Source organism: Polaromonas sp. CG_9.7, assembly GCF_015752205.1.
Lineage (GTDB): Bacteria > Pseudomonadota > Gammaproteobacteria > Burkholderiales > Burkholderiaceae_C > Polaromonas.
This window is the reverse complement of record NZ_JADOVG010000003.1, coordinates 65,310-86,378: the sequence shown is the minus strand read 5'-3', so window position 1 is coordinate 86,378 and position 21,069 is coordinate 65,310. Positions and strand designations below refer to the sequence as shown.

The 21,069-nt window shown below is 59.6% G+C and carries 20 protein-coding genes; 6 read left to right on the top strand and 14 right to left on the bottom strand.

All coding sequences use genetic code 11. The features are described 5' to 3' along the window. Positions 1-2 precede the first annotated feature (2 nt). Genes IWX87_RS04275 through IWX87_RS04255 form a run of 5 tightly spaced genes read left to right on the top strand, consistent with a single transcriptional unit; the run spans position 3 to position 2,602 of the window. A complete protein-coding gene (locus tag IWX87_RS04275; RefSeq protein WP_196862285.1) occupies positions 3-416 on the top strand; it encodes a DoxX family protein in 414 nt (137 codons plus the stop codon). Further along, entirely contained in the window at positions 416-994 is a 579-nt protein-coding gene (locus IWX87_RS04270) for a flavodoxin family protein (RefSeq protein WP_196862284.1), read from the top strand. The genes IWX87_RS04275 and IWX87_RS04270 overlap by 1 nt, the downstream gene beginning before the upstream one ends. Positions 995-1,049: 55 nt before the next feature. Continuing rightward, on the top strand, positions 1,050-1,457 hold the full coding sequence (locus tag IWX87_RS04265) for an OsmC family protein (RefSeq protein WP_196862283.1): 408 nt from the start codon (positions 1,050-1,052) through the stop codon (positions 1,455-1,457). After that, positions 1,454-2,329 carry a pirin family protein gene (locus IWX87_RS04260; protein ID WP_196862282.1) on the top strand — a complete coding sequence of 292 codons (876 nt, stop codon included), beginning with the start codon at positions 1,454-1,456 and terminating at the stop codon, positions 2,327-2,329. Before IWX87_RS04265 ends, IWX87_RS04260 begins: the two co-directional genes overlap by 4 nt. A gap of 39 nt (positions 2,330-2,368) precedes the next feature. Beyond that, positions 2,369-2,602: a hypothetical protein gene (locus IWX87_RS04255; protein ID WP_196862281.1), complete on the top strand. Its 234-nt coding sequence runs from the start codon at positions 2,369-2,371 to the stop codon at positions 2,600-2,602. Here IWX87_RS04255 and egtB read toward each other — a convergent pair. Together egtB and IWX87_RS04245 are read right to left on the bottom strand one after the other, a co-directional pair. Next, a complete protein-coding gene (egtB, locus tag IWX87_RS04250) occupies positions 2,596-3,906 on the bottom strand; it encodes an ergothioneine biosynthesis protein EgtB (RefSeq protein WP_196862280.1) in 1,311 nt (436 codons plus the stop codon). The two genes, IWX87_RS04255 and egtB, sit on opposite strands and share 7 nt — an antisense overlap. Before the next feature lie 32 nt (positions 3,907-3,938). Then, positions 3,939-4,715: a sulfurtransferase gene (locus tag IWX87_RS04245; RefSeq protein ID WP_196862452.1), complete on the bottom strand. Its 777-nt coding sequence runs from the start codon at positions 4,713-4,715 to the stop codon at positions 3,939-3,941. Positions 4,716-4,806: 91 nt separating this feature from the next. Here IWX87_RS04245 and dnaE point away from each other — a divergent pair, with 91 nt between their 5' ends. Then, on the top strand, positions 4,807-8,319 hold the full coding sequence (gene dnaE / locus IWX87_RS04240; RefSeq protein WP_196862279.1) for a DNA polymerase III subunit alpha: 3,513 nt from the start codon (positions 4,807-4,809) through the stop codon (positions 8,317-8,319). A 68-nt stretch (positions 8,320-8,387) separates the two neighbouring features. On the opposite strand, the gene tolA is transcribed toward dnaE, so the two are convergent. The 12 genes from tolA to IWX87_RS04180 form a co-directional block, all read right to left on the bottom strand. After that, the gene (gene tolA, locus IWX87_RS04235) at positions 8,388-9,545 is read right to left on the bottom strand and encodes a cell envelope integrity protein TolA (protein ID WP_196862278.1); all 1,158 of its coding nucleotides are present in this window, start codon (positions 9,543-9,545) and stop codon (positions 8,388-8,390) included. A 36-nt stretch (positions 9,546-9,581) separates the two neighbouring features. After that, positions 9,582-10,016, bottom strand: a complete 435-nt coding sequence (locus tag IWX87_RS04230) for a biopolymer transporter ExbD (protein WP_196862277.1) — start codon at positions 10,014-10,016, stop codon at positions 9,582-9,584. Positions 10,017-10,191: 175 nt separating this feature from the next. Further along, positions 10,192-10,884 carry a protein TolQ gene (gene tolQ / locus IWX87_RS04225; RefSeq protein ID WP_196862276.1) on the bottom strand — a complete coding sequence of 231 codons (693 nt, stop codon included), beginning with the start codon at positions 10,882-10,884 and terminating at the stop codon, positions 10,192-10,194. A gap of 19 nt (positions 10,885-10,903) precedes the next feature. Continuing rightward, positions 10,904-11,320 (bottom strand): tol-pal system-associated acyl-CoA thioesterase, encoded by a 417-nt coding sequence (gene ybgC, locus IWX87_RS04220; protein WP_196862451.1) that lies wholly within the window; start codon positions 11,318-11,320, stop codon positions 10,904-10,906. A 200-nt stretch (positions 11,321-11,520) separates the two neighbouring features. After that, a complete protein-coding gene (locus IWX87_RS04215) occupies positions 11,521-12,717 on the bottom strand; it encodes a pyridoxal phosphate-dependent aminotransferase (RefSeq protein ID WP_196862275.1) in 1,197 nt (398 codons plus the stop codon). 35 nt (positions 12,718-12,752) lie between these two features. Beyond that, positions 12,753-13,274 (bottom strand): transcription antitermination factor NusB, encoded by a 522-nt coding sequence (gene nusB / locus IWX87_RS04210; RefSeq protein WP_196862274.1) that lies wholly within the window; start codon positions 13,272-13,274, stop codon positions 12,753-12,755. 33 nt (positions 13,275-13,307) lie between these two features. Next, positions 13,308-13,772, bottom strand: coding sequence for a 6,7-dimethyl-8-ribityllumazine synthase (gene ribH / locus IWX87_RS04205; RefSeq protein ID WP_196862273.1), 465 nt, complete (start codon positions 13,770-13,772; stop codon positions 13,308-13,310). 12 nt (positions 13,773-13,784) lie between these two features. Next, positions 13,785-14,912, bottom strand: a complete 1,128-nt coding sequence (gene ribBA / locus IWX87_RS04200) for a bifunctional 3,4-dihydroxy-2-butanone-4-phosphate synthase/GTP cyclohydrolase II (RefSeq protein WP_196862272.1) — start codon at positions 14,910-14,912, stop codon at positions 13,785-13,787. Beyond that, positions 14,913-15,569 carry a riboflavin synthase gene (locus tag IWX87_RS04195; protein ID WP_196862271.1) on the bottom strand — a complete coding sequence of 219 codons (657 nt, stop codon included), beginning with the start codon at positions 15,567-15,569 and terminating at the stop codon, positions 14,913-14,915. Between the two features lie 102 nt (positions 15,570-15,671). Then, positions 15,672-16,796 (bottom strand): bifunctional diaminohydroxyphosphoribosylaminopyrimidine deaminase/5-amino-6-(5-phosphoribosylamino)uracil reductase RibD, encoded by a 1,125-nt coding sequence (gene ribD, locus IWX87_RS04190; protein ID WP_280757665.1) that lies wholly within the window; start codon positions 16,794-16,796, stop codon positions 15,672-15,674. 4 nt (positions 16,797-16,800) lie between these two features. Continuing rightward, the gene (locus IWX87_RS04185; RefSeq protein ID WP_280757664.1) at positions 16,801-17,280 is read right to left on the bottom strand and encodes a type IV pilin protein; all 480 of its coding nucleotides are present in this window, start codon (positions 17,278-17,280) and stop codon (positions 16,801-16,803) included. Then, complete coding sequence (locus tag IWX87_RS04180; protein ID WP_196862270.1) at positions 17,277-21,059, bottom strand: pilus assembly protein; 3,783 nt, start codon at positions 21,057-21,059, stop codon at positions 17,277-17,279. The genes IWX87_RS04185 and IWX87_RS04180 overlap by 4 nt, the downstream gene beginning before the upstream one ends. Between the last annotated feature and the right edge of the window lie 10 nt (positions 21,060-21,069).

Below are 21,069 nucleotides of genomic sequence, written 5' to 3'. Positions count from 1 at the left end.
TCATGTTCGTTGCACTTCAAAATCCCCTGTCGCTCATTGGCCGCGTGCTGCTGGCGTTGTTGTTCATTCCAGCCGGTTTCAGCAAGATTGGCGGCTTTGCCGGCACGGCCAGCTACATCGCCTCCAAGGGCGTGCCGTTTCCAGAACTTGCCGCCGCCGCTGCCGTTGGTGTCGAACTGGGGCTGGGCCTGCTGCTGCTGATCGGCTGGCAGACACGCTGGGCAGCGCTTGGCATTGCCTTTTTTACGGTGGTCATCACGTTTATCTTTCACAATTTCTGGGCGGTGCCGGCCGAGCTGGTCACGTCCCAGCAGCAGTCTTTCTTCAAGAACATCGCGGTGGTGGGCGGCTTGCTGACGGTGGCCGCCTGGGGCGCTGGCGCCTGGAGTGTTGACGGCAACCGGCGGGGTGCTTGATGGCTAGCGCTGTCATTTCCAGCGAGCCCGTCGTGGTCGTCGTCTACCACTCCGGCTATGGCCATACCCAGCGCATGGCGCAAGCCGTTGCGTCAGGCGCCGGCGCCGATTTGATTGCCATTGATGCCGAAGGCAATCTGCCTGCAGGCGGCTGGGAAGCGCTGGCCGCTGCCGACGCCATCATCATGGGCTCGCCGACCTACATGGGCAGCGTCAGCTGGCAGTTCAAGAAGTTTGCCGACGCGTCGTCGAAGCCCTGGTACACCGAATCCTGGAAGGACAAACTGTTTGCCGGTTTCACCAACAGTGCGGCGCTGAACGGCGACAAGTCTTCCACGCTGATCTACCTGTTCACCCTGGCCATGCAGCACGGCGGCATCTGGGTCAGCCAGGGCATGATGCCGAGTAACAGCAAGGCCGCGCAGCGCAACGACCCGAATTTTCTGGGTTCCTACAGCGGCGCGATCGCGCATTCGCCCTCGGATGCTGGCGCCGGTGAAATGGCGCCGGGCGACCTGGAGACGGCGCGCAGTTTCGGCGAGCGCGTGGCGCAGGTGGCGGGCCGTTTCAGCCGCTGAGGTATTGCTGCTCTGCGGCACGGCGGTCCTTTTCCATGTTTCAAAAGGAAAACGCATGACGATTGAACTCCTGCTGGACCGCACCGCCACGCTCGCGCAAACGGTGCATGTCCGTTCTCACGAACTGGTGGCCGACGTCAGCCAGGCCGAAGGCGGCGGCGACACCGGCCCCAGCCCGCATGACCTCTACGATGCCGCGCTCGGCGCCTGCAAGGCCTTGACGGTGATGTGGTACGCCCGCAAGAAAGGCATTCCCGTCGATGACATCCAGACCCGGGTCGAGCGCGACGCTGCCGACGAGCGCAAGGGCATTTACCGCTTGACCACCACCCTGAAAGTGCATGGTGCCCTGAGTGATGCGCAGCTGAAGGAACTCGAAGCCGTGGCTCGGAAATGCCCGGTTCACAAGCTGATGACCACGGTCACCACGGAAATCACCACCCGCATGGAGCGCCTGCCATGAGCATCGACGTCACACTGACCGGACAGGACAAGGACCTGGGCGGCGGCTTCCTGGTCAGCCGCCTGTTGCCGGCGGCCAACCGCCAATCGGTGGGGCCGTTTGTATTTTTCGACCATTTCGGGCCGCTGGAGGTTCAGGCCGGCGACAACCATGACGTGCGGCCGCATCCGCACATCGGCCTGGCGACCGTGACCTATCTGTTTGACGGCGCCATACTGCACCGCGACAGTCTGGGCTCGGTCCAGCGCATCGAGCCCGGCGCCATCAACTGGATGACAGCGGGGCGTGGCATCGTGCATTCCGAAAGGGCGCCCGACGACCTGCGGAACCAAGCCTACCTTCAGCATGGCCTGCAGTTGTGGGCGGCGCTGCCCCAGGCGCATGAAGAGGCAACGCCGGATTTTGTGCACACGCCAGCCGCTGACATTCCTGTCGTGGTTCTGGGCGCAGCCGAGGTGCGCGTGCTGATCGGCGAGGCGTTTGGCCAGACCTCGCCAGTCAAGACCTTTTCGAAAACGGTTTACCTGGATATTCGTCTCGGCGCCGGCGGCCATGTCGATCTGCCGCCGCTGGCCGACGAACTGGCGCTGTACGGTGTGCAGGGCGATCTGGCGTTGGACGGCGAAGCACTGGCGGCACGCACCCTGGCCATTTTGGCGTCAGGTACGGCAACGCGCATCAGCGCCAAGGCGCCCGCCCGCTTCATGGTGGTGGGCGGCGACGCGCTGGACGGGCAGCGCTTCATCTGGTGGAATTTTGTCTCCAGCCGCAAAGAGCGCATCGCGCAAGCCGGTGACGACTGGCTGGCCCAGCGCATGGGCCAGGTCGCCGGCGATGCCGAATTCATTCCCCTGCCCGAGCGCAGGCCATAGGGCAGGACAGCCCCAACCCCAACCTTTTCAACCAACGCCATGTCAACCATTCCTGAAATATCCCCCACGCCGGCGCAGCCCGAAATGCCGCCAGTGACGCCTGCAAGCCCTGAAATCACCCCTTCGCCCACAGAGCCTGAAATGCCGGTCAGGCCCGACAACCCGGAAATGCAGCCAACACCGGACATGCCCGAGATACCGCAAACGCCCGATAACCCCGTCATGCCCGACAGGCCCGGCTCGCCGGGAATACCCGCGCCAGGTCCCTATTGAACGTTGCGCGCCAGCCGCACGCCGCTGAACTGCCATTGCGCGTCCGGCGGAAAAAAATTGCGGTAGCTGGCACGCACGTGGCTTTGCGGCGTGGCGCAGGAACCACCGCGCAGCACGAACTGGTTGCACATGAACTTGCCGTTGTATTCACCTACCAGCCCCTCCCACGGCTGGTAGCCCGGGTAGGGGTTGTAGTTGGACTGCGTCCATTCCCACACATCGCCAAACATCTGCGAAGGTGACGCCAGGCTGGCGTGCTGCTGCGGCAGCGGATGGAAAGCCCCGGTTCCCACAAAATTGCCCGTCTTTGCGCTTGAAGCGGGCAGCCGGCGTGCGGCCAGTTCCCATTCAAACTCGGTCGGCAGCCGCGCCCCGGCCCAGCGCGCCAGCGCATCGGCTTCAAAATAACTGAGGTGGCAGGCGGGCGTGTTGGGGTCAACGTCCTGCAGCCCCTGCAGCGTGAAATGCCGGTAGCGGCCGGCATCGTCTTCCTGCCAGTACAGCGGGCGCTGATGCTGCCCGGCCTGCACCCAGTCCCATCCCATCGACAGCCACAGTTCCGGCCGCCGGTAGCCGCCGTCCGCCATGAATTCGATCAATTCCCCGTTGGTGACCAGCCGGCTGGCCAGCTCGAACGGCGCCACATAGACCGGATGGCGCGGGGTTTCGTTGTCAAATGTAAATTCGCCATCCAGCGCAGCGTCAAATCCATGCTTGACCAGACCGCCTTCATAGCCATGCCAGCGCAGCGCTTGGGGCGCCGTGCTCGTCAGCGGCCAGCGCCTGGCATAGGCCGGACGCAGCGGATTGAATGACAGTGCATGCTGGATGTCGGTCAGCAGCAGTTCCTGGTGCTGCTGCTCGTGCTGCAGGCCCAGGCGGATGAGCTGCGCCAGTTCAGCATGGTCGGCATCAGCGGCAGAAATCACACCTTGCACGCGCGCATCGACCTGCGCCCGGTAGGCCAGCACTTCGTCCAGCGACGGACGGCTGATCAAGCCCCGATGCGGGCGCGGGTATTTGTCGCCCACGCCGTTGTAGTAGCTGTTGAACAGGACGCGAAAGCTGGCGTCGAAGGGCTTGAAATTGGGCTCGAAGCGTTCCAGCACGAAGGTTTCAAAAAACCAGGTCAGGTGGGCCAGATGCCATTTGGCCGGGCTGGCGTCGGGCATGGACTGCAGCTGACAGTCCTCGGCGCTCAACGGCTTGATTAAATTCACAGTCTGGCCGCGAACGTGCTCAAAGCGCAGCGCCATCGCTGAGGTGGCTGCGGCGTTGGGCCGGGCGTTTTGAAAGGAGGGCATGGTGGGTTTCGTCTGGTTCATGCTGCCAAGCTTCACACGGCATGAGCGGCGTCGCTGTCAGACGATGCCCCAATATCGACGCGGGGTTTGAGTGCTGAATCCACCCCCCGCCTGTCGTCGAACACAAAGCATTCGCCGTCGAAATGCGCCGGCCCGCATTCTTCAAAGTATTTAAGGATGCCGCCCTCAAGCTGATAGACCTGTTCAACGCCGGCTTCACGCAGGTAAATCGCCGCCTTCTCGCAGCGAATGCCGCCGGTGCAAAAGCTCACGACGGTCTTGCCGGCCAGCTCGGCGCTGTGGTCCTGCACCGCTTGCGGGAATTCGGTGAACTTGGCCAGGCGCCAGTCAATGGCCTGGCGGAAGGTGCCCGCATCGACTTCATAGGTGTTGCGTGTGTCCAGCATGGCCACTGGCCGTCCGTCATCGTCACTGCCCTGGTCCAGCCATCGCTTGAGCGTGGCCGCGTCCACCGCTGGCGCGCGACCTGACGACGGCTGGATGGCCGGATGGTTCATGCGGATGATTTCCGGCTTGACCTTGACCAGCAGCTTGCCGAAAGGCTGGACCGCCGACCAGCTTTGCTTGATGTCAAGGTCCTCAAAACGCGCATCCTGCTGCAGCCATGCCAAAAAATCATGAATCGCGGCGCTGTCGGCGGCCAGGAAAAGATTGATGCCTTCTTCGGCCAGGAGCACGGTTCCCAGGATGCGGCGGGCTGTCAGCGCCTGCGCGATCGCGTCCTTCAGTTCGGGTAACCGCTCCAGCGCCACAAAACGGTACGCAGCAATATTCAAGATTTTCATGATGCGAATTGTAGGCAGGCGCTCTGGCGCATGACCCGTCGCGCTGGCGGGTTGGCGGCATCCGCGCAGCTTCCAGAGACCTAAAATGAGCCGCATGTTTGTCCATTTAAGAATCCACACCGAATTTTCAGTCGTTGACGGTACCAACCGCATCGATGAAATTGTTGAAGCCGCCGCCGCCGACCAGCAACCCGCGCTGGCTATCACCGACCTGAGCAACCTGTTTGGCACGGTCAAGTTTTACAAGGAAGGCCGCAAGGTCGGGGTCAAGCCCTTGATCGGCGCCGACATCTGGCTCGAATCGCCCGGCAAGGAAGCCAGTGCGCCAGCGTCGCGCTTGCTGCTGCTGGTGCAGGACAACCAGGGTTACCTCAACCTGTGCGAGCTGATCACGCGCGCATGGACCAAAAACGTGGTGCGCGACCAGGCGGTCGTCAAGCTGCAGTGGCTACAGGAACTCAACGAAGGGTTGCTGGCCGTGTCAGGCGCGCAGCGCGGCGCCGTGGGTCAGGCCTTGGTCCAGGGCGACAACGCGCGGGCGGCGGAATGCGCGCAGCACTTCTCCAACATGTTTCCGCAGCGCTTTTACCTGGAGTTGCAGCGCTCCGGACATGTCGATGACGAACGGCATGTCCGGGCTGCCGTGCAGTTGGCGGCACAACTCAAGCTGCCGGTGGTGGCCACGCATCCGGTCCAGTTTTTGACATACGACGACTACGAGGCGCATGAAGCGCGGGTGTGTATTTCGGAAGGCGAAATCCTGGGCAACGCGCGCCGGGTGCGCAAGTTCACCCGCGAGCAGTATTTCAAGTCATCGGCACAAATGCAGGCGCTGTTTGCCGATGTGCCGTCGGCGCTGGCCAACACGGTCGAAATCGCCAAGCGCTGCAACCTGACGCTGGAGCTGGGCAAGCCCATGCTGCCCGAATTCCCGACGCCCGAGGTCAATGGCGTTCGCATGCTGCCTGAAGACTATTTTCGCCACACGTCCTTCGAAGGGCTGGAAGAGCGGCTGCTGCACCTCTACCCGAGCCCGGCCCTGCGCGACGCGAAGCGGCCTGAATACGTCGCCCGGCTGGAGTTCGAGATCAACACCATCCTGAAGATGGGTTTTCCCGGCTACTTCCTGATCGTCGGCGACTTTATCCAGTGGGCCAAGGCCAACGGCTGCCCGGTGGGGCCGGGACGCGGCTCCGGTGCCGGATCTCTGGTGGCCTATGCGTTGAAGATCACCGACCTCGACCCGCTGCGCTACAACCTGCTGTTCGAGCGCTTTTTGAACCCCGAGCGCGTCTCGATGCCCGACTTTGACATCGATTTTTGCCAGAGCAACCGCGACCGCGTCATTGACTACGTGAAGGACAAGTACGGTCATACGGCCGTCAGCCAGATCGTCACCTTTGGCACCATGGCAGCGCGCGCGGCCATTCGCGACGTGGGCCGGGTGCTGGACTTTCCCTACGGCTTTTGCGACGGCATTTCCAAGCTCATTCCGAACAAGCCCGGCCAGGCCGTCACGCTGCAGCTGGTGCCGGCCGACCGCAAGAAAAACGACAAGATGGTCTATGCGCTGGAAGCCGAGCCCATTCTGGCCGAGCGCGAAGCCAAGGAAGAAGACGTCCGCACCCTGCTGGAGCTGGCGCGCAAGCTTGAAGGCCTGACGCGCAACGTCGGCATGCATGCCGGCGGTGTGCTGATTGCGCCGGGCAAGCTGACCGACTTCTGCCCGCTGTATCTGCAGCCCGGCAGCACGTCGGCGGTCAGCCAGTACGACAAGAACGACGTCGAGGCGATTGGCCTGGTGAAGTTCGACTTTTTGGGACTGGCCACGCTGACCATTCTGGAAATTGCGCGCGAGTTCATCATCGCCCGCTACCCGGCGCAAAAGGACTTCAAGTTTGAAGACCTGCCGCTCGACGATGCGCGGGTTTACCGGCTGTTCGCCGATGGCAAGACCGAAGCCGTGTTCCAGTTTGAAAGTATCGGCATGCAGCGCATGCTGAAGGACGCGCGGCCGGACCGGCTCGAAGACCTGATCGCGATGAACGCGCTCTACCGTCCCGGCCCGATGGACCTGATTCCAACCTACATTGCCCGCAAGCAGGGCAAGGAAGTGCCCGAATACCCGGACCCGCGCGTCAAGCCGATGCTGGAGGAAACCTACGGCATCATGGTGTACCAGGAGCAGGTGATGCAGACCGCGCAGATCCTGGGCGGCTATTCGCTGGGCGGCGCCGACATGCTGCGCCGCGCGATGGGCAAGAAGGACGAAAAGGAGATGGCCCAGCACCGGGAAATCTTCCGCAAGGGCGCCGGCATCAATGGCTTGACCGAGGAAAAGGCCGACGAGGTGTTCGACCTGATGGAAAAGTTCGCGGGCTACGGCTTCAACAAGTCGCACTCCGCCGCCTATGCGCTGCTGGCCTACCACACGGCCTGGCTCAAGGTGCATTTCCCGGCCGAATTCTTCGCGGCCAACATGACCGTTGAAATGGACGACACCGACAAGTTGAAAATCCTTTTTGGCGACGCGCACAAGATGGGGCTGACCTTCGAGGTGCCTGACATCAACGAGGGCGACTACCGTTTCGAGCCGATCACCGCCCGGTCGGTGCGCTACGGGCTGGGGGCCATCAAGGGCACCGGCCAGCAGGCCATTGCCGCCATCGTCGCCGCCCGCAAGGAAGGCGGCCCGTTCACCTCGCTGTACGATTTCTGTGTGCGCGTGGACCGCAGCAAGCTGAACAAGCGCACGGTCGAAGCGCTGATCAAGGGGGGCGCTTTCGACAAGCTGCACCTGAACCGCGCCGAGTTGATGGCATCGGTCGAACGCGCCTTTGATTTTTCTGCCGCCACGCAGGCCAATGCCAACCAGAGCGGCCTGTTCGACATGTCCGACTCGCACGCGGCCAGCACGCAGGAGCCGGAGCTGGTCGCGGCGCCCATGTTCGGCGTCAAGGCGCGTTTGGTGCTCGAGAAAACCGCCATCGGCTTTTACCTGTCGGGCCACCTGTTTGACGAGGTGGAGCAGGAAGTGCGGCAGTTCGCCAAGCGAAAGATCGACGACCTGATCGACTCGCGGGACTCGCAATTGCTGGCGGGCATCGTCACCGACATGCGCATCATCAATGGCAACCGTGGCAAGCTGATCATCTTCAAGCTGGATGACAAGACCGACGTGCTGGAAGCCTCGGTGGACGAGGCGACCTACAACGCCAACCGAAATTTGCTGAAAGAGGACGAGCTGGTGGTGGTGCAGGGAACGCTGCAGGGCGCGTCCGAGCGCTTTGGCCGGCGCTTCAAGCTGACGCAGGTCTGGGACCTGGAGTCGGCGCGTTGCCGTTTTGGCAAGTTCCTGCGCGTCGCGGTCAATGGCACGGTGCCGGACATTTCAAGGCTGGTCCGGGACTTTCCGCCGCGCCAGAGCGGCCTGGCCGATGTGTCAGAGCCGGTGCGTGGCCTGGCCGTGCGGCTGAGCCTGCGCCGCCAGGGTGCGACGGCCGAGCTGCAGCTGGGCGACGCTGCCCGGTTTTTCCCGACCGACGCGGCACTGGCCAGCTGGACGGCGCAGGCCGACAACGGCCTCGCACGTATCATTTATGAATGAAATAGTGCTTTTGCGCATACTGTACGGGCGCAAGCAGCTACTTATTTTATAGCAATCACCGGGCCAGCCTAGTTGGGCCGGAATTCGATGATCATGGGGGTCGGCACCCGGCCATCGACATCGCGCGGCAATGAGCCCGTGCGAATGATGGCCTTGAGTACGGCGTCGTCCCAGGCCTTGTTGCCGCTGGATTTCGTCAATCGCTGGCTCATGATGGTGCCGTCTGCGGTCGTGGCGACCGTGACTTCAGCCACGGGGTTGCCCGCGATGTCGTCGTTGAACACCACGTTCGGCAGAACCCGCGCCCTGACCTTGCCGGCATAGCCTGCCGAAGGACCGCTGGATTTAGACGCGCCCGCGCCTGACGGCCCGTCGGAATTTCCCGCACCAGCCATGTCCATGATGCGTTTCTGAATGGCCGCCTGGCGTGCCTTTTCTGCGCCTGCGGCGGCTGCGGCCTTTTGTTTGGCAGCCTCAGCGGCAGCGGCTGCCTCTTTTTGCTTTTCGGCATTGGCTGCGGCTGTGGCGGCAGCAGCAGCTTTTTGTTTTTCAGCGGCGGCCTGCTTTTGTTTCTCAGCGGCGGCATTGGCGGCAGCGGTTCGTTTTTCCTTCTCTTTTTCTTTTTCCTTCTCGATAGCCAGTTGCCGGGCTTCCTGCTTTTTCGCCTCGGCCTTTTCAGCCACTTCCCGGGCCTTGCGCTCCGCCAGTTCTTCCTTGGCTTGTTGTTCTTTTTCCTTCTTTCTCTCAAGCTCTTTCGCTTGCCGGGCCTGCAAATCGGCTTCACGCTTTTCCTCCAGCTTTTGCGCCTTCAGCACTTCAGCCTCTTTTTGTTTCTGCAGCAGCTTGCGTTTCTTTTCTTTTTCCAGCGCAATGTCCACGTCCGGCAGCGGCGGCGTTTCCTTGACTTCGGGCGCCTTGGGGGCTGGGGGAGTCGGTGGCGGGGGCGGGGGAAGCTCAGGTGGCGGTGCCGGCTCGGTTGGCGGTGCTGGCACCGGCTCAGGAGGCGGTGGCGGCGGGGCTTCAACCTGCCGGGGCGCGGCGGGTTGCGGCACGCCAGACCACAGTTCTGCTTCAAACGAGGCCGCGTCGTCGGTGCGTTTCCAGTTCACGCCCCAGGTCAGCGCGGCAATCAGCAGGACATGGACCAGCAGCGCCAGCCCGAATGCGCGCGGCGAAGCCTTCTCGCGCGGCGGGGCAAATTCAAGGCGGTCTGCGTTGCTGGACATGGGTTTGCGGCGTTCTTGGCAGTTGTGCGGGGTGAATTATTTGCTGGTTTGCACGGACAGGCCAACACGGGCCACGCCGGCTTTTTGCAGGGTGTCCATGACCTGCACGACGGTTTCGTACTTGATCGACTTGTCGGCGCTGATCACCACCGGAACGCCTTCGCCGCCTTGTGCTTTCACGCCGGGCTCCCGGCTGACGATATCGGCAGCCACGCCGCGCACCGTGCTCGACACCGTGTCGGTCTTGAAGCGGATCTGCACACTTTCGTCCTTCTGGATGTCAATGCGCACTGGATTTTGCGGCTGCTTGGACGCCTGGCCGACTTTGGGCAGGGCAATCATGCTCGGCGTGATCAGCGGCGCCGTCACCATGAAGATGATCAGCAGCACCAGCATCACATCGATGAAAGGCACCATGTTGATTTCACTGATGGTGCGGCGTCCCCGGCCGCGTGAACTGACTGCTGGCATGGTGATTTCCTTAGACTGACGATGACGGCCGCAGCATGGGCCGCGTTACAACAAGCGTGGAGAAATCTTCTCCCCACCAGCAGGGGCCGTGGAGCCGGCTTTGCCGGGCCGCAGGCGCAGCGGCCCCCTCGGGGGCAGCGCAGTACGCGAAGCGACAAGCGTGGGGGCCATATCTTTAGTGGCCTGAAGGCGATTGCGCGCCCAGGTTGCGCTGCAGAATATTGGAAAACTCTTCAATGAAGGTTTCCAGCCGGTTGGCGATTCGGTCGATGTCGTGCGCGAAGCGGTTGTACGCCACCACGGCAGGAATCGCTGCGAACAGCGCAATGGCCGTGGCCACCAGCGCCTCGGCAATGCCGGGTGCAACGGTGGCCAGCGTCACCGATTCCATCGCCGCCAGTCCGGTGAAGGCATGCATGATGCCCCAGACCGTGCCGAACAGGCCGACATAGGGCGACACCGAGCCGACCGTGGCCAGGAAGGATAAATTCGCCTCGATCGTGTCCATCTCGCGCTGGTAGCTGGCGCGCATGGCGCGGCGTGCGCCGTCGAGCAGCGTGCCCGCGTCGCTGATGTGGCGCTCGCGCAACTTTTGGTATTCGCGCATGCCACTGGCAAAAATGCGTTCCATCGAACCCGAGGTCTTGGCGTTTTGCGCCGCACCGGCAAACAGGTCGTTCAGGCTGGTGCCCGACCAGAAGCCACGGTCAAACTCGTCGTTAAGCTGCTGGGCGAGCTTGAGCGCCACGATTTTGCGAAAAATCGCCGCCCAGCTGGCAATTGAAATGCCAACCAGCAGGACAACGACGGCTTGGACGACCCAGCTGGCATGGAGGAGGAGGCTGACAATGGAGAGGTCTTGGTTCATGTTGAAGCTTTTTGTGTCATCAGTTTTTCAAGCGGTCCAGAATGGAAACAGGGATGCGCCGGGGTTGCAGGCTGGCACCATGCACCCAGGCAATGCGTATCGTGCCTTCACACAGCAAGATGGCGGGCTGGTCGTTTGAATGCTCTGATTTTAGTAGTGCCTGCTGCTTGATCGTCATGGACGCACGGCCCATTTCAATCATTCTGGCTGTCACCACCAACTCATCGTCAAGGCGGGCAGGGCGCTGGTAGCGCAGCGTGGTATCGGTCACCACAAACATGCAGCCGCTGCTGTCCTTCAGATTTTGCTGTTGAATACCGAGTGATCTGAGCCACTCGGTGCGCGAACGTTCAAAGAATTTCAGGTAATTGGCATAAAACACGATACCGCCGGCATCGGTGTCTTCCCAGTACACGCGCACTGGCCACTGGAAAATAGCCCCCACGCTCCCCACTGCGTGTGGTTCGCTGCCCCCCGAGGGGGCCGCTGCGCCTGCAGCCCGGCAAAGCCGGTCCTGCGGCCCCAGCTGGTTTGGAGCGGGGGCATTCACGCGCGCCGCTACGAGCGGCTTACTGTTTGTGGAGGGCGCTATTTGACCTGCGGTCCCGCCGATGCTGGGTTGGGTCATCTGTTGGACTAGCCCAGGACCGACTCTAGCCGTGCCACGGCTTCCTTGAGCTGCGCCATGGAGCTGGCGGTTGAAAACCGCACGAACTGCTCGGGCGCCGCATGGCCGAAATCGCGTCCCGGCGTGACGGCCAGGTGCGCGCGTTTCATCAGTTCAAAGGCAAAGTCCCAGCTGCCGCTGACACCGAGCCGGGCCGCTGCTTCGGTGCAGTCGGCATAGGCGTAGAACGCGCCGTCGGGCATGGCGGGCACGCGCAGGCCCAGGCGATTCAGTTCAGGTATGAAGTAGTCGCGCCGCGCCTTGAATTCAGCCCGGCGGCTTTCGTATTCGGCCAGGCTTTCTGGCTCGAAACAGGCCAGCGCTGCATGCTGGGCCACCGTGCTGGCGCAGATGAACAGGTTTTGCGCCATGCGCTCGATGACGGGCGCCAGCGCTTCGGGTACCACGAGCCAGCCCAGGCGCCAGCCGGTCATGTTGAAGTATTTGCTGAAGCTGTTGATGCTGATCACGCTCTGGCCGAGTTCGCCGGGCAAAGCCAGTGCCGAATGGCCAAAGCGTTCCTCGTAGCTCAGCCCCAGGTAAATCTCGTCGATCAGCGTGATTCCGCCGCGGCTGTGAACGAATTCATGAATACTTTTGAATTCTTCAGGCGCAATCGAGGTGCCCGTCGGATTCGAGGGCGATGCCAGCAGCACGCCGCGCGTTTTGTGGTTCCAGGCGGCTTCGACCTTTTTGCGGGTCAGCTGAAAACGTTCGTCGGCGGTGGTTGCAATCAGCACCGACGTGCCGTCGGCTGCAGTGACGAAATGCCGGTTGCACGGATAGCTCGGGTCAGGCATCAGGATTTCATCGCCTGACTCGATCAAGGCCAGACAGGCAAGCTGCAGCGCGGCCGATGCGCCTGCCGTGATGACGATGCGGCTGGGCGCCACGTCGGCACCAAAGCGCGACAAATACCAGCCGCTGATTCGCTCGCGCAAGGCGGGCAGGCCCATCGCCTGGGTGTATTGGGTGGTGCCCTGTGCAATCGCGCGGCTGGCTGCTTGCTGCACCAGCGGCGGGGCGGTGAAGTCAGGCTCGCCGATATTCAGGAAAATCATCGGCGAGTCGGTATGCGCCACCTGCTGCGCCAGCGCACTGGCGGCCTTGGCCACCTCCATGACGTAGAAGGGCTCGATGCGGGCGGCCCGCTGGGAAATTTTCAAGGCGGGGCTTTCAAAGAGGGGCAAAAGACAAGTTTTCAGGCATGACGCGCTTGGTCGGCCGCGACTTCTGCCGCGCGCAGCGAAGGCGCCATCTTGTGCAGCACGCCATTGACGTACTTGTGGCCGTCAGTGCCGCCAAAAGCCTTGGCCAGCTCAATGCATTCGTTGATCACGACGCGGTAAGGCACGTCCAGGCAATGCGTGAATTCGTAAGCGCCAATCCACAAAATGGCATGCTCCACCGGCGAAATTTCGGCCATTTTCCGGTCCAGCAAGGGAACGATGGCGGCGTTGAGCGTTGGCTCCGATTCAATGCAGCCGTGCAGCAAGGCATCAAAATGCGCCGAATCGGCCTTGTGGAATCCGACCAGGTCGCGGGTGAAAGCGTCAATCGAGTCGGCCGGGTTCTGGCCCACCAGATGCTGGTACAGGCCCTGCAGCGCAAACTCGCGCGCGCGGGTGCGTGCCGATTTGTCGGCGGCTTTTTTCACGCCGGTATCGGTCAGGCCGGTGCGGGTTTGCGGCGGTCGCTTGGTTTTGATAAGAGGTTCAGCCATGAAAGTCCGTTATATTTTTGTAAAGAAGGATGTTCAGGCAAGCGCTTCAAGCAGGTTTGCCATTTCGACCGCGACACGTGCCGCGTCACGGCCTTTTTCTTCCTGGCGCGCCTCGGCTTGTGCCTGGTTTTCGACCGTCAGGATGGCATTGGCAATTGGCAGCTGGTAGTCCAGCGCCAGTCGAGTCACAGCCGCGCCGCTTTCGTTGGCAACCAGTTCGAAATGGTAGGTTTCGCCGCGAATGATGCAGCCCAGGGCAATCAGCGCATCGAAGTTTTCGGTTTCTGCCAGCGCCTGCAGCGCACAAGGCACTTCCAGCGCGCCGGGCACCTTGACATGCGTGATGTTCTTATCTTGCACGCCCAGCGCTTCGAGCTCCTGAAGACAGGCTGCCGCCAGAATGTTGGTGATGCCTTCGTTGAAGCGCGCCTGGACGATACCGATCGAGAGTTTTTTACCGTCGAGCTTTTCGCCCAGACCTTTGTCTGCATTGAGCATGGTGCGCTTTCCTTAAACGGTTTGAGGCTGGGTCTGGTGTTTGCCGATGTAGCCGACGATCTCCAGGCCGTAGCCGGTCATGCTCGGCATGCGGCGCGGATTGCCCATCAGGTGCATTTTCTGTACACCGCATTCCCGCAGGATCTGCGCGCCCACGCCATAGGTACGCAAGTCCATGCGGCCGCGCTCGGGGGCCTGGGCGGCTCTGGCCGTGCCTTCAAATTGGGCCATCAGCTGGTCAGCGCTTTCGCCGCAGTTCAGCAGCACCAACACGCCCCGTCCTTCGGCTTCAATGTGCTTCAAGCTCTGGTCCAGGCTCCATGAATGCATGATTCGGCCGGTCTCTAACAGATCGAGCATCGACAGCGGTTCGTGCACGCGCACCGCCACCGTGTCGTCAGCGGCCCATTGGCCCTTGACCAGCGCCAGGTGCAGGTCGTGGTTGGTCTTGTCCTTGAATGCATGCGCGGTGAACTCGCCAAAGGCAGTTTGCAGCGTGCGGCTGCCGGCCTTTTGCAGCAGCGACTCGGTGCGGCTGCGGTGTTCGATCAGGTCGGCGATCGTGCCAATCTTCAGGCCATGCGTGGCGGCAAACACCTGCAGATCCGGCAGCCGGGCCATGGTGCCGTCGTCGTTCATGATCTCGCAAATCACCGATGCCGGTGAACAGCCGGCCATGGCGGACAGATCGCAACCCGCCTCGGTATGGCCAGCACGCATGAGCACGCCACCATCGACCGCCTGCAGGGGGAAGATATGGCCGGGCTGGACCAGGTCGCTGAACGTCGCGCCAGCGGCCACGGCGGCCTGCACCGTGCGTGAACGGTCGGCGGCCGAAATGCCGGTGGTCACGCCTTCGGCGGCTTCGATCGACACCGTGAACGCCGTTGAATACTGCGCACCGTTGCGCGCTGCCATGGGGGGAAGTTTCAGCAGTTCGCAGCGATCTCGCGTCAGCGTCAGGCAAATCAGGCCACGGCCAAACCGTGCCATGAAGTTGATGGCTTCAGGTGTCACATGGTCGGCGGCGAGCACCAGGTCGCCTTCGTTTTCGCGGTCTTCTTCGTCAACCAGAATGACCATGCGGCCGGCGCGCATCTCGGCAACGATGTCTTCAACAGGGGAGATCAGTGGGGTCATTTAAAGGGTTGCTTGTTTGAGGAGGGAGTCTTGCAGCATGCGCTCGACATAACGCGCGATCAGGTCGATTTCAAGGTTGACCGGCGAACCTTGGGCCAACTGGCCCAGCGCGGTATTTTCGACGGTGTGGGGAATCAGGTTGATGCTGATCTCGCAGCCCGGTGCTTCGTCCACTTGGCCCGCCAAGTCTTGCACGCGGTTCACCGTCAAGCTTACGCCGTTGACGGTGATGGAACCTTTGTAAGCCAGATACTTGCCAAGCGACTGCGGCGCGCGGATGCGAAGCTCCCAGCTTTCGCCCACCTGGGCAAAGTGCGTGACACGGCCAATGCCATCGACATGGCCGGACACGATATGACCGCCAAGCCGGTCATGGGCGCGCAGTGCTTTTTCGAGGTTGATGATGCCGATTTCAGTCAAGCCGCAGGTCTTGTCCAGCGATTCGGCGGAAATGTCGATGGTGAACTGGTTGTGGGTGGGGTCCAGTGTCGTGGCCGTCATGCAGGCGCCGTTGAGCGCAATGCTGTCGCCCAAGCCCACATCATCGAGATAGCCCGGAGGTGTTTCGATGGTGAGACGCAAGCCATGGTCTGAAGAGCTGCCCAGGCGATGGATGGCGACGATGCGCCCCATGCCAGTGATGATTCCGGTAAACATGAGGTTATTTTCGCAGGGAAAAGAGGTGGAACGCCCGGGTCGACTCTAAAGGCGTTGAAAAGTCTTGCACATACCCTTTGAACGCCTCGGCCCAAAAGAGGCTTAAAACTGGTCGCGCCCGGTAACGCGCGCCACGATGCGCAAGTCAGCGCCTATTTGTTCGGTGGAGTGAAACTGCAGCTCAACTGCGTCAGCCAAGGCGTGTAAAGGACCGAATGCTGCCATGCCCTGGCCTGGCCCAAGCAGTTTGGGCGCCAGGTAAAGCAAGAATTCATCGACCAGTCCGGCACGAATCAGTGAGCCATTGAGCTTGCTGCCGGCCTCGACATGCAACTCGTTGATTTCGCGGGTTCCCAAGTCTTTCATCATGGCCGCCAGATCGACTTTCCCGTTGGCGTCGGGCAGCATGACGACCGTGGCACCACGTGCTTCAAGCGCTGCCTTTTTCGCATCATTTGGAACTGCAGCGTAAATAATGCAAGTGCGATCAGCTATGAAAAGATGAGCATCCAGCGGCGTTTGCAGCCGGCTGTCCACCACCACGATATGCGGCTGGCGTGGCGTGGCTACTTCGCGCACATCGAGGCGCGGGTTGTCTTGCAGCACAGTGCCAATACCCGTCATGACAGCGCAAGCGCGCGCGCGCCAGGCGTGGCCGTCTGCCCGCGCTTCGGACGCGGTGATCCACTGGCTTTGCCCGTTGGATAGCGCCGTCGTGCCGTCCAGCGAGGCCGCCATCTTCATTCGTACCCACGGCGTCTTGCGGATCATGCGGCTAAAGAAACCGATGTTGAGTTCGCGAGATTCTGCAGCGCCGGGGCCGACTTCAACTTCAATGCCGGCAGCTCTGAGTCGAGCGAATCCTTGGTCTGATACGAGAGGATTGGGATCGGCAATGGAGGCTACGACTTTTTTAATACCTGCGGCAATCAGTGCATCGCAGCATGGGCCAGTTCGACCGTGGTGGGAGCAGGGTTCAAGGGTGACGTAGGCGGTTGCGCCTTCAACTGAATGGCCTTGGGTGGCTGCGTCGCACAGGGCCATGATTTCGGCATGCGGGCCGCCTGCGGCTTGGGTGTGGCCTTGGCCAAATACGATGCCCTGAGCAGAAACCAGAATGCAGCCGACCCTTGGGTTTGGCTGGCTTAGGGTGATGGCTGATTGAGCCGTGGCCAGTGCCTTCGCTGCAAACGCATCACTTGTCGCTGAAATGGATTGCGGGTTCACAAGTTCAGCGATCCCAGCATTCGCGGGTGATTGCACCGCGGTTGCCTTGACCTGCCGCACCTTTCAGGTTGCGGTTATCAAGCAACATCACACCACAGGTGTCATTGGCCTGGGCATTTGCCGGCGTGGCAAGCAGGGTAAAAGCTGTTGTAGTCGGATTGGCCGAAAAGGTGATGTTGTAGCGTGCAGTTCCGCTCAAGGGTGTCTGATTCAGACCCCAGGACGCAATCAGGGCATCATTGACGACAGCGGCATTTCCTGCAGCGTCTTTGGTGATCGCATAGCTTGACTCCAAGGTATAGATTTGTTCAAGCCGCTGTGCCACAGCCAGTAGCGTGTTTTTGGCTTCTGCCCGATGGCTTCTTAGCACGTAACCGTTGTAGCTAGGAAGCGCTATGGCAGACAGGATCGCGACGACGGCCACCGTGATCATCAATTCGATCAACGTGAAACCGCAATATCTCTTCATTGTCAAAGGGCTCATGGCAAGCTCCGCGTCAAGATTTCACGCCACGAATAACGTCCCTTGGGCGCCACGCCTCGGACAAGGAACGGGCTGTTCTGGCCTTTGCAATCGTCCTGATTGCACAGTATTTTTTCTCCTTTGTCGTTGGAATAAGTACTGCTGACCTTGATCACTCCGGTGGAACTAAGGCCTACGCCTCCAACCAGCATGCTTCCATCAACGACCATCTCACCAATCTTGCCTTTGCAAATATCAACAGCCATCAAAAATCCAGTGTTACCCGGCGTGCACACATCTCCTGTGGGCCGGGTGGAGGCGAAAAGCACCTTGCCGGTGTCAGGCGGCAGGGTGGAGTTGGACAGTATGCGTTCACCTCCTGCGAAAAGCATTTTCCATCCTCGCTTGTTGATCAGGTTGGGCGTTGTCCAATTTCTCACTGCGGTTGTGGAAACGGTTGACGATGTATAGGGAATATTCACAATATCGGCAGCAGCAACCGTCAACGCAGAAGAAGGGCCCTTGTCGATAACGGCATAAAGGCTTCTGGTCGCTGAGTCCGAATAGTCCGTATCTTCATTAAGTTTTCCCGTGCCAAAAAATACATTCCAGCCAATGCCGTCACAAGCCGGAATAACAGATGGTGCAGTGGTAATGGGCTCTCCGGATGCATAGACCTTTCCGAGGTAGCGCCATACACCGCCACCTGCCGGGCCTGATTTTGCAACAACATAGTCTGTACCAGTTGAATTCAGTTTGGAAAACTGGAACTTGTGCATGTTTCCAAGTAAATCACCGGCATAAACTGTGTCTATCAATCCATCGTTGTCAGTATCGACCGGCCTGGGGGTTGAAAGGCCATTGTCGGGACCAGTGTTGTCAGCTACCAGTTTAGACACGCTACTGCCCGTGTTGGCATCCAGTAAAAACAGCGCTGCCCTTCCTGCCGTGGAGCCATAACCGTTGCCAACAATGACGCGCCATACGCCTGTAGATGTTGTCGCATCAGCCACCTTGGCAATTTGCGTACTGGCGTTGTTGATCGGATCTATTGCTGATTCGTTGAACGTATATCCCAAGTCGCCGTCTTGCGCAGAAGTGAATTCCCACAAAGGCAAAGTGGCGCTTAGTGTTAATTCGGTTGAACTGAAAAAACTGCTCTGGGTTGTGATGTCGAGCGCGTAATAACCTTTGCCGCCCGCACCCAGACCGCCTACTAAAACAGTACTCCAGGCACCTGTGCTTTTTTGAATATCTGCCACCATCGGAGTGCTGTCCACGAAAAACCTGTGCTCGAAATTCAAGGCGGTCAGTGCGGGAAGATTGGCAAAGACAGAGCCGGGGACATACCCAAACAATTCCTTACCATCAATTCCTGAAAATGCATGAAGCATACCGTCATTTGCGCCTACGTAAATCACGGGAGGGCGCGTCTTGTTGATGACGCGATAGGCGGTATGGCCCAAAAAATTCGGTCCTGAATAGGCGCTGCCCGCGCCCGACAGGGAAGTGATGCCGGAGTTGACAATGTCACCAAGCAGGGTATTTTCCCTTTTACGGAAAAGACCATTGTTTTCACTGGTCCGGTCTCCACGTAAATAATCCAGACGGGCTTGGCCCTGACTATCGGATGCAGCCAGAATACTTTGCTGAGCATTGTTTAGGCTGGTCCACTGTAGTGGCATCGAAGTAAATGATGCAGTGCGTGATGAAGTAAATATTTTTCTGGTTGAAGGCAGCAAAGGCGTTGTCACATAGGCAGGAAATGGCCCTGTGGTTTTAAACCAGTTGGAGGCTTCCCAAATTGGCGTGCTGGCACACTGGCTTGCACTTTGTGATGGAGAACAGGACATAACGGAACCAGTCCATCCTTTTGGGTTATAACTGGCGTACAGGCTTTGGCTTCCAAGGGTCTGGCGAGTGGAATTGACTGCCGCGCTGGAAGCAGAATTGGCTCCAGAACGGCTGGCAATGTCAGCGAACGCACCACTGAGTCCTGCACGCATTGTAATAGGATCATTTCCAGCAAACCAAGTGTCAGGTATGCCGTCCCTTACGCCATTTTTTAAGGCATTCCATGAATCAGGATTGGTGTTCGGATTATTTCCGGTCACTGCATCAGTTCTGAATCCACCATATTTGGTGGCAAGCCAGTACTGACTTTTTTTTCCTGGTGCAGAAGGTGACTCGAGAACATCAACCCAGTAAGTGCTGATGGTTTGTTTTCCAACCAAATCAGACCGAATATCATTGGTATTGGCCCAGTGCGCCAGTCCTGCTATATACGGCGTGTTGCCGCCGCTTACACCGCTTCCAGAGCCGACGCCAAAAGCCCCATTGTCCGCCATGCCCTCCAGATTGCGTGTGATATCCCAAAGGCTTTGGACATTCAGGTTGTCCGGATCAGTGGGCATGTCTGCACTGCATCGTGTATTGGTCGAGCCAGGGAGATTGCCGTCACAATGGGTATTGATGTCACCAATGCCGAGAATGAAATTCTTCTGGCATGAATTGATGATGGGATCACGCGTCCCCCCTCGTAAAAGGTTACTGCCGGTAATCACGGGGAAATTATCGGTTATGGCTGCGGTCAGGGGACTTGAATAAGAAGGAGGAGGTGCCCTGCCACGAAGATAAAGCTGAGCCGCGTAGAAAAGCTCGCTCACGTTGTCATAAGTTTCATAACTGCCGGAGTATCCAAATTTGTTCAGGTAGTTGATCAAGCCGGATTTTGTGTCGGTTTTGCCAATCAACGCATCCGTAGTTGAGGCGTCTGCTGCATCCGGGTTTTCATAAATGATGCCGGAAGTCGAATCCCATTCAGGAACCGGATTTGCTGCTATGCCACCGCCAGCTATGGCGGCGTTGGGACCGACGCTTTTCATCGCAGAGCGCAACACAGCACCATCACGGTAATCATTCACATTGAGATACCCCAGCGCAGCAAATCGCATATTTCTGCTGTACTCCTGAATCAATCCTTCTGGCTTGGCCACTCCAGAATACTGGCTTTTACAGTTTGCTTCTTTACTCACATCCGGGATGGTTGCCCCAACCGGAACTGCTACGCAAGCTTCGACTCGTATGTTGAAGCAGGTGCTTGTGGCTGGCAGTGATGGCGTAGCCACTGCACAGCTTGCCTGCTGATTTGCCGCTGATAAGTTGATGAAATTGTTGCTGTCCGACACTACAAATTTTGAACCGTAGCCAAAAGAACGAACAATTTTATTTACGCCTGTCAGGGGCATTCCCTGAGTGGTAACAATCAAATTTTTCAATGGGTTGTTGTTGAGGCCGCCCTGCTGGCTGCCGAATGACCGGATCAGTACCGTGCGGCCTGTCGTATCTCCGTTGTCCGGGTTGGGACTGCGTTTGGCCATTGTGGAAAAATTGTCACGGGTGCCTCCCGTCATGACAGACCTGAACTGATCCAGATTGGTCATGGTGAGCCAGTTCAGCAGGTTGCCACTCCACTCGCTGGAGCTTGGGCATGCGCCGGTGTTGATGATTTGCTTACTGACAGGTTTGAAGACTTCGTTGACCGTGTCGTAAACATAGCATTTGCGGTTGTCGAAATAGCCGTAGTAGCGTGTGGCGAATGTATATCCGGTGGAGGTATATGAAACCTGGTTACCTGTTGGAAATTCCACCGACAAGGCCAGCACCACATTGCCAGGAATGGAGATGCCTTCTGGCGGCCTCTGGCTTGGCGTAAAAGCAGATGTCAGGGAAGAAAATGCCAGAGCGGCCATCAGCAAAGCAGTTCTGAAACTATATTTTTTTTGAATAACCGAATTCATTGTGGTTTCC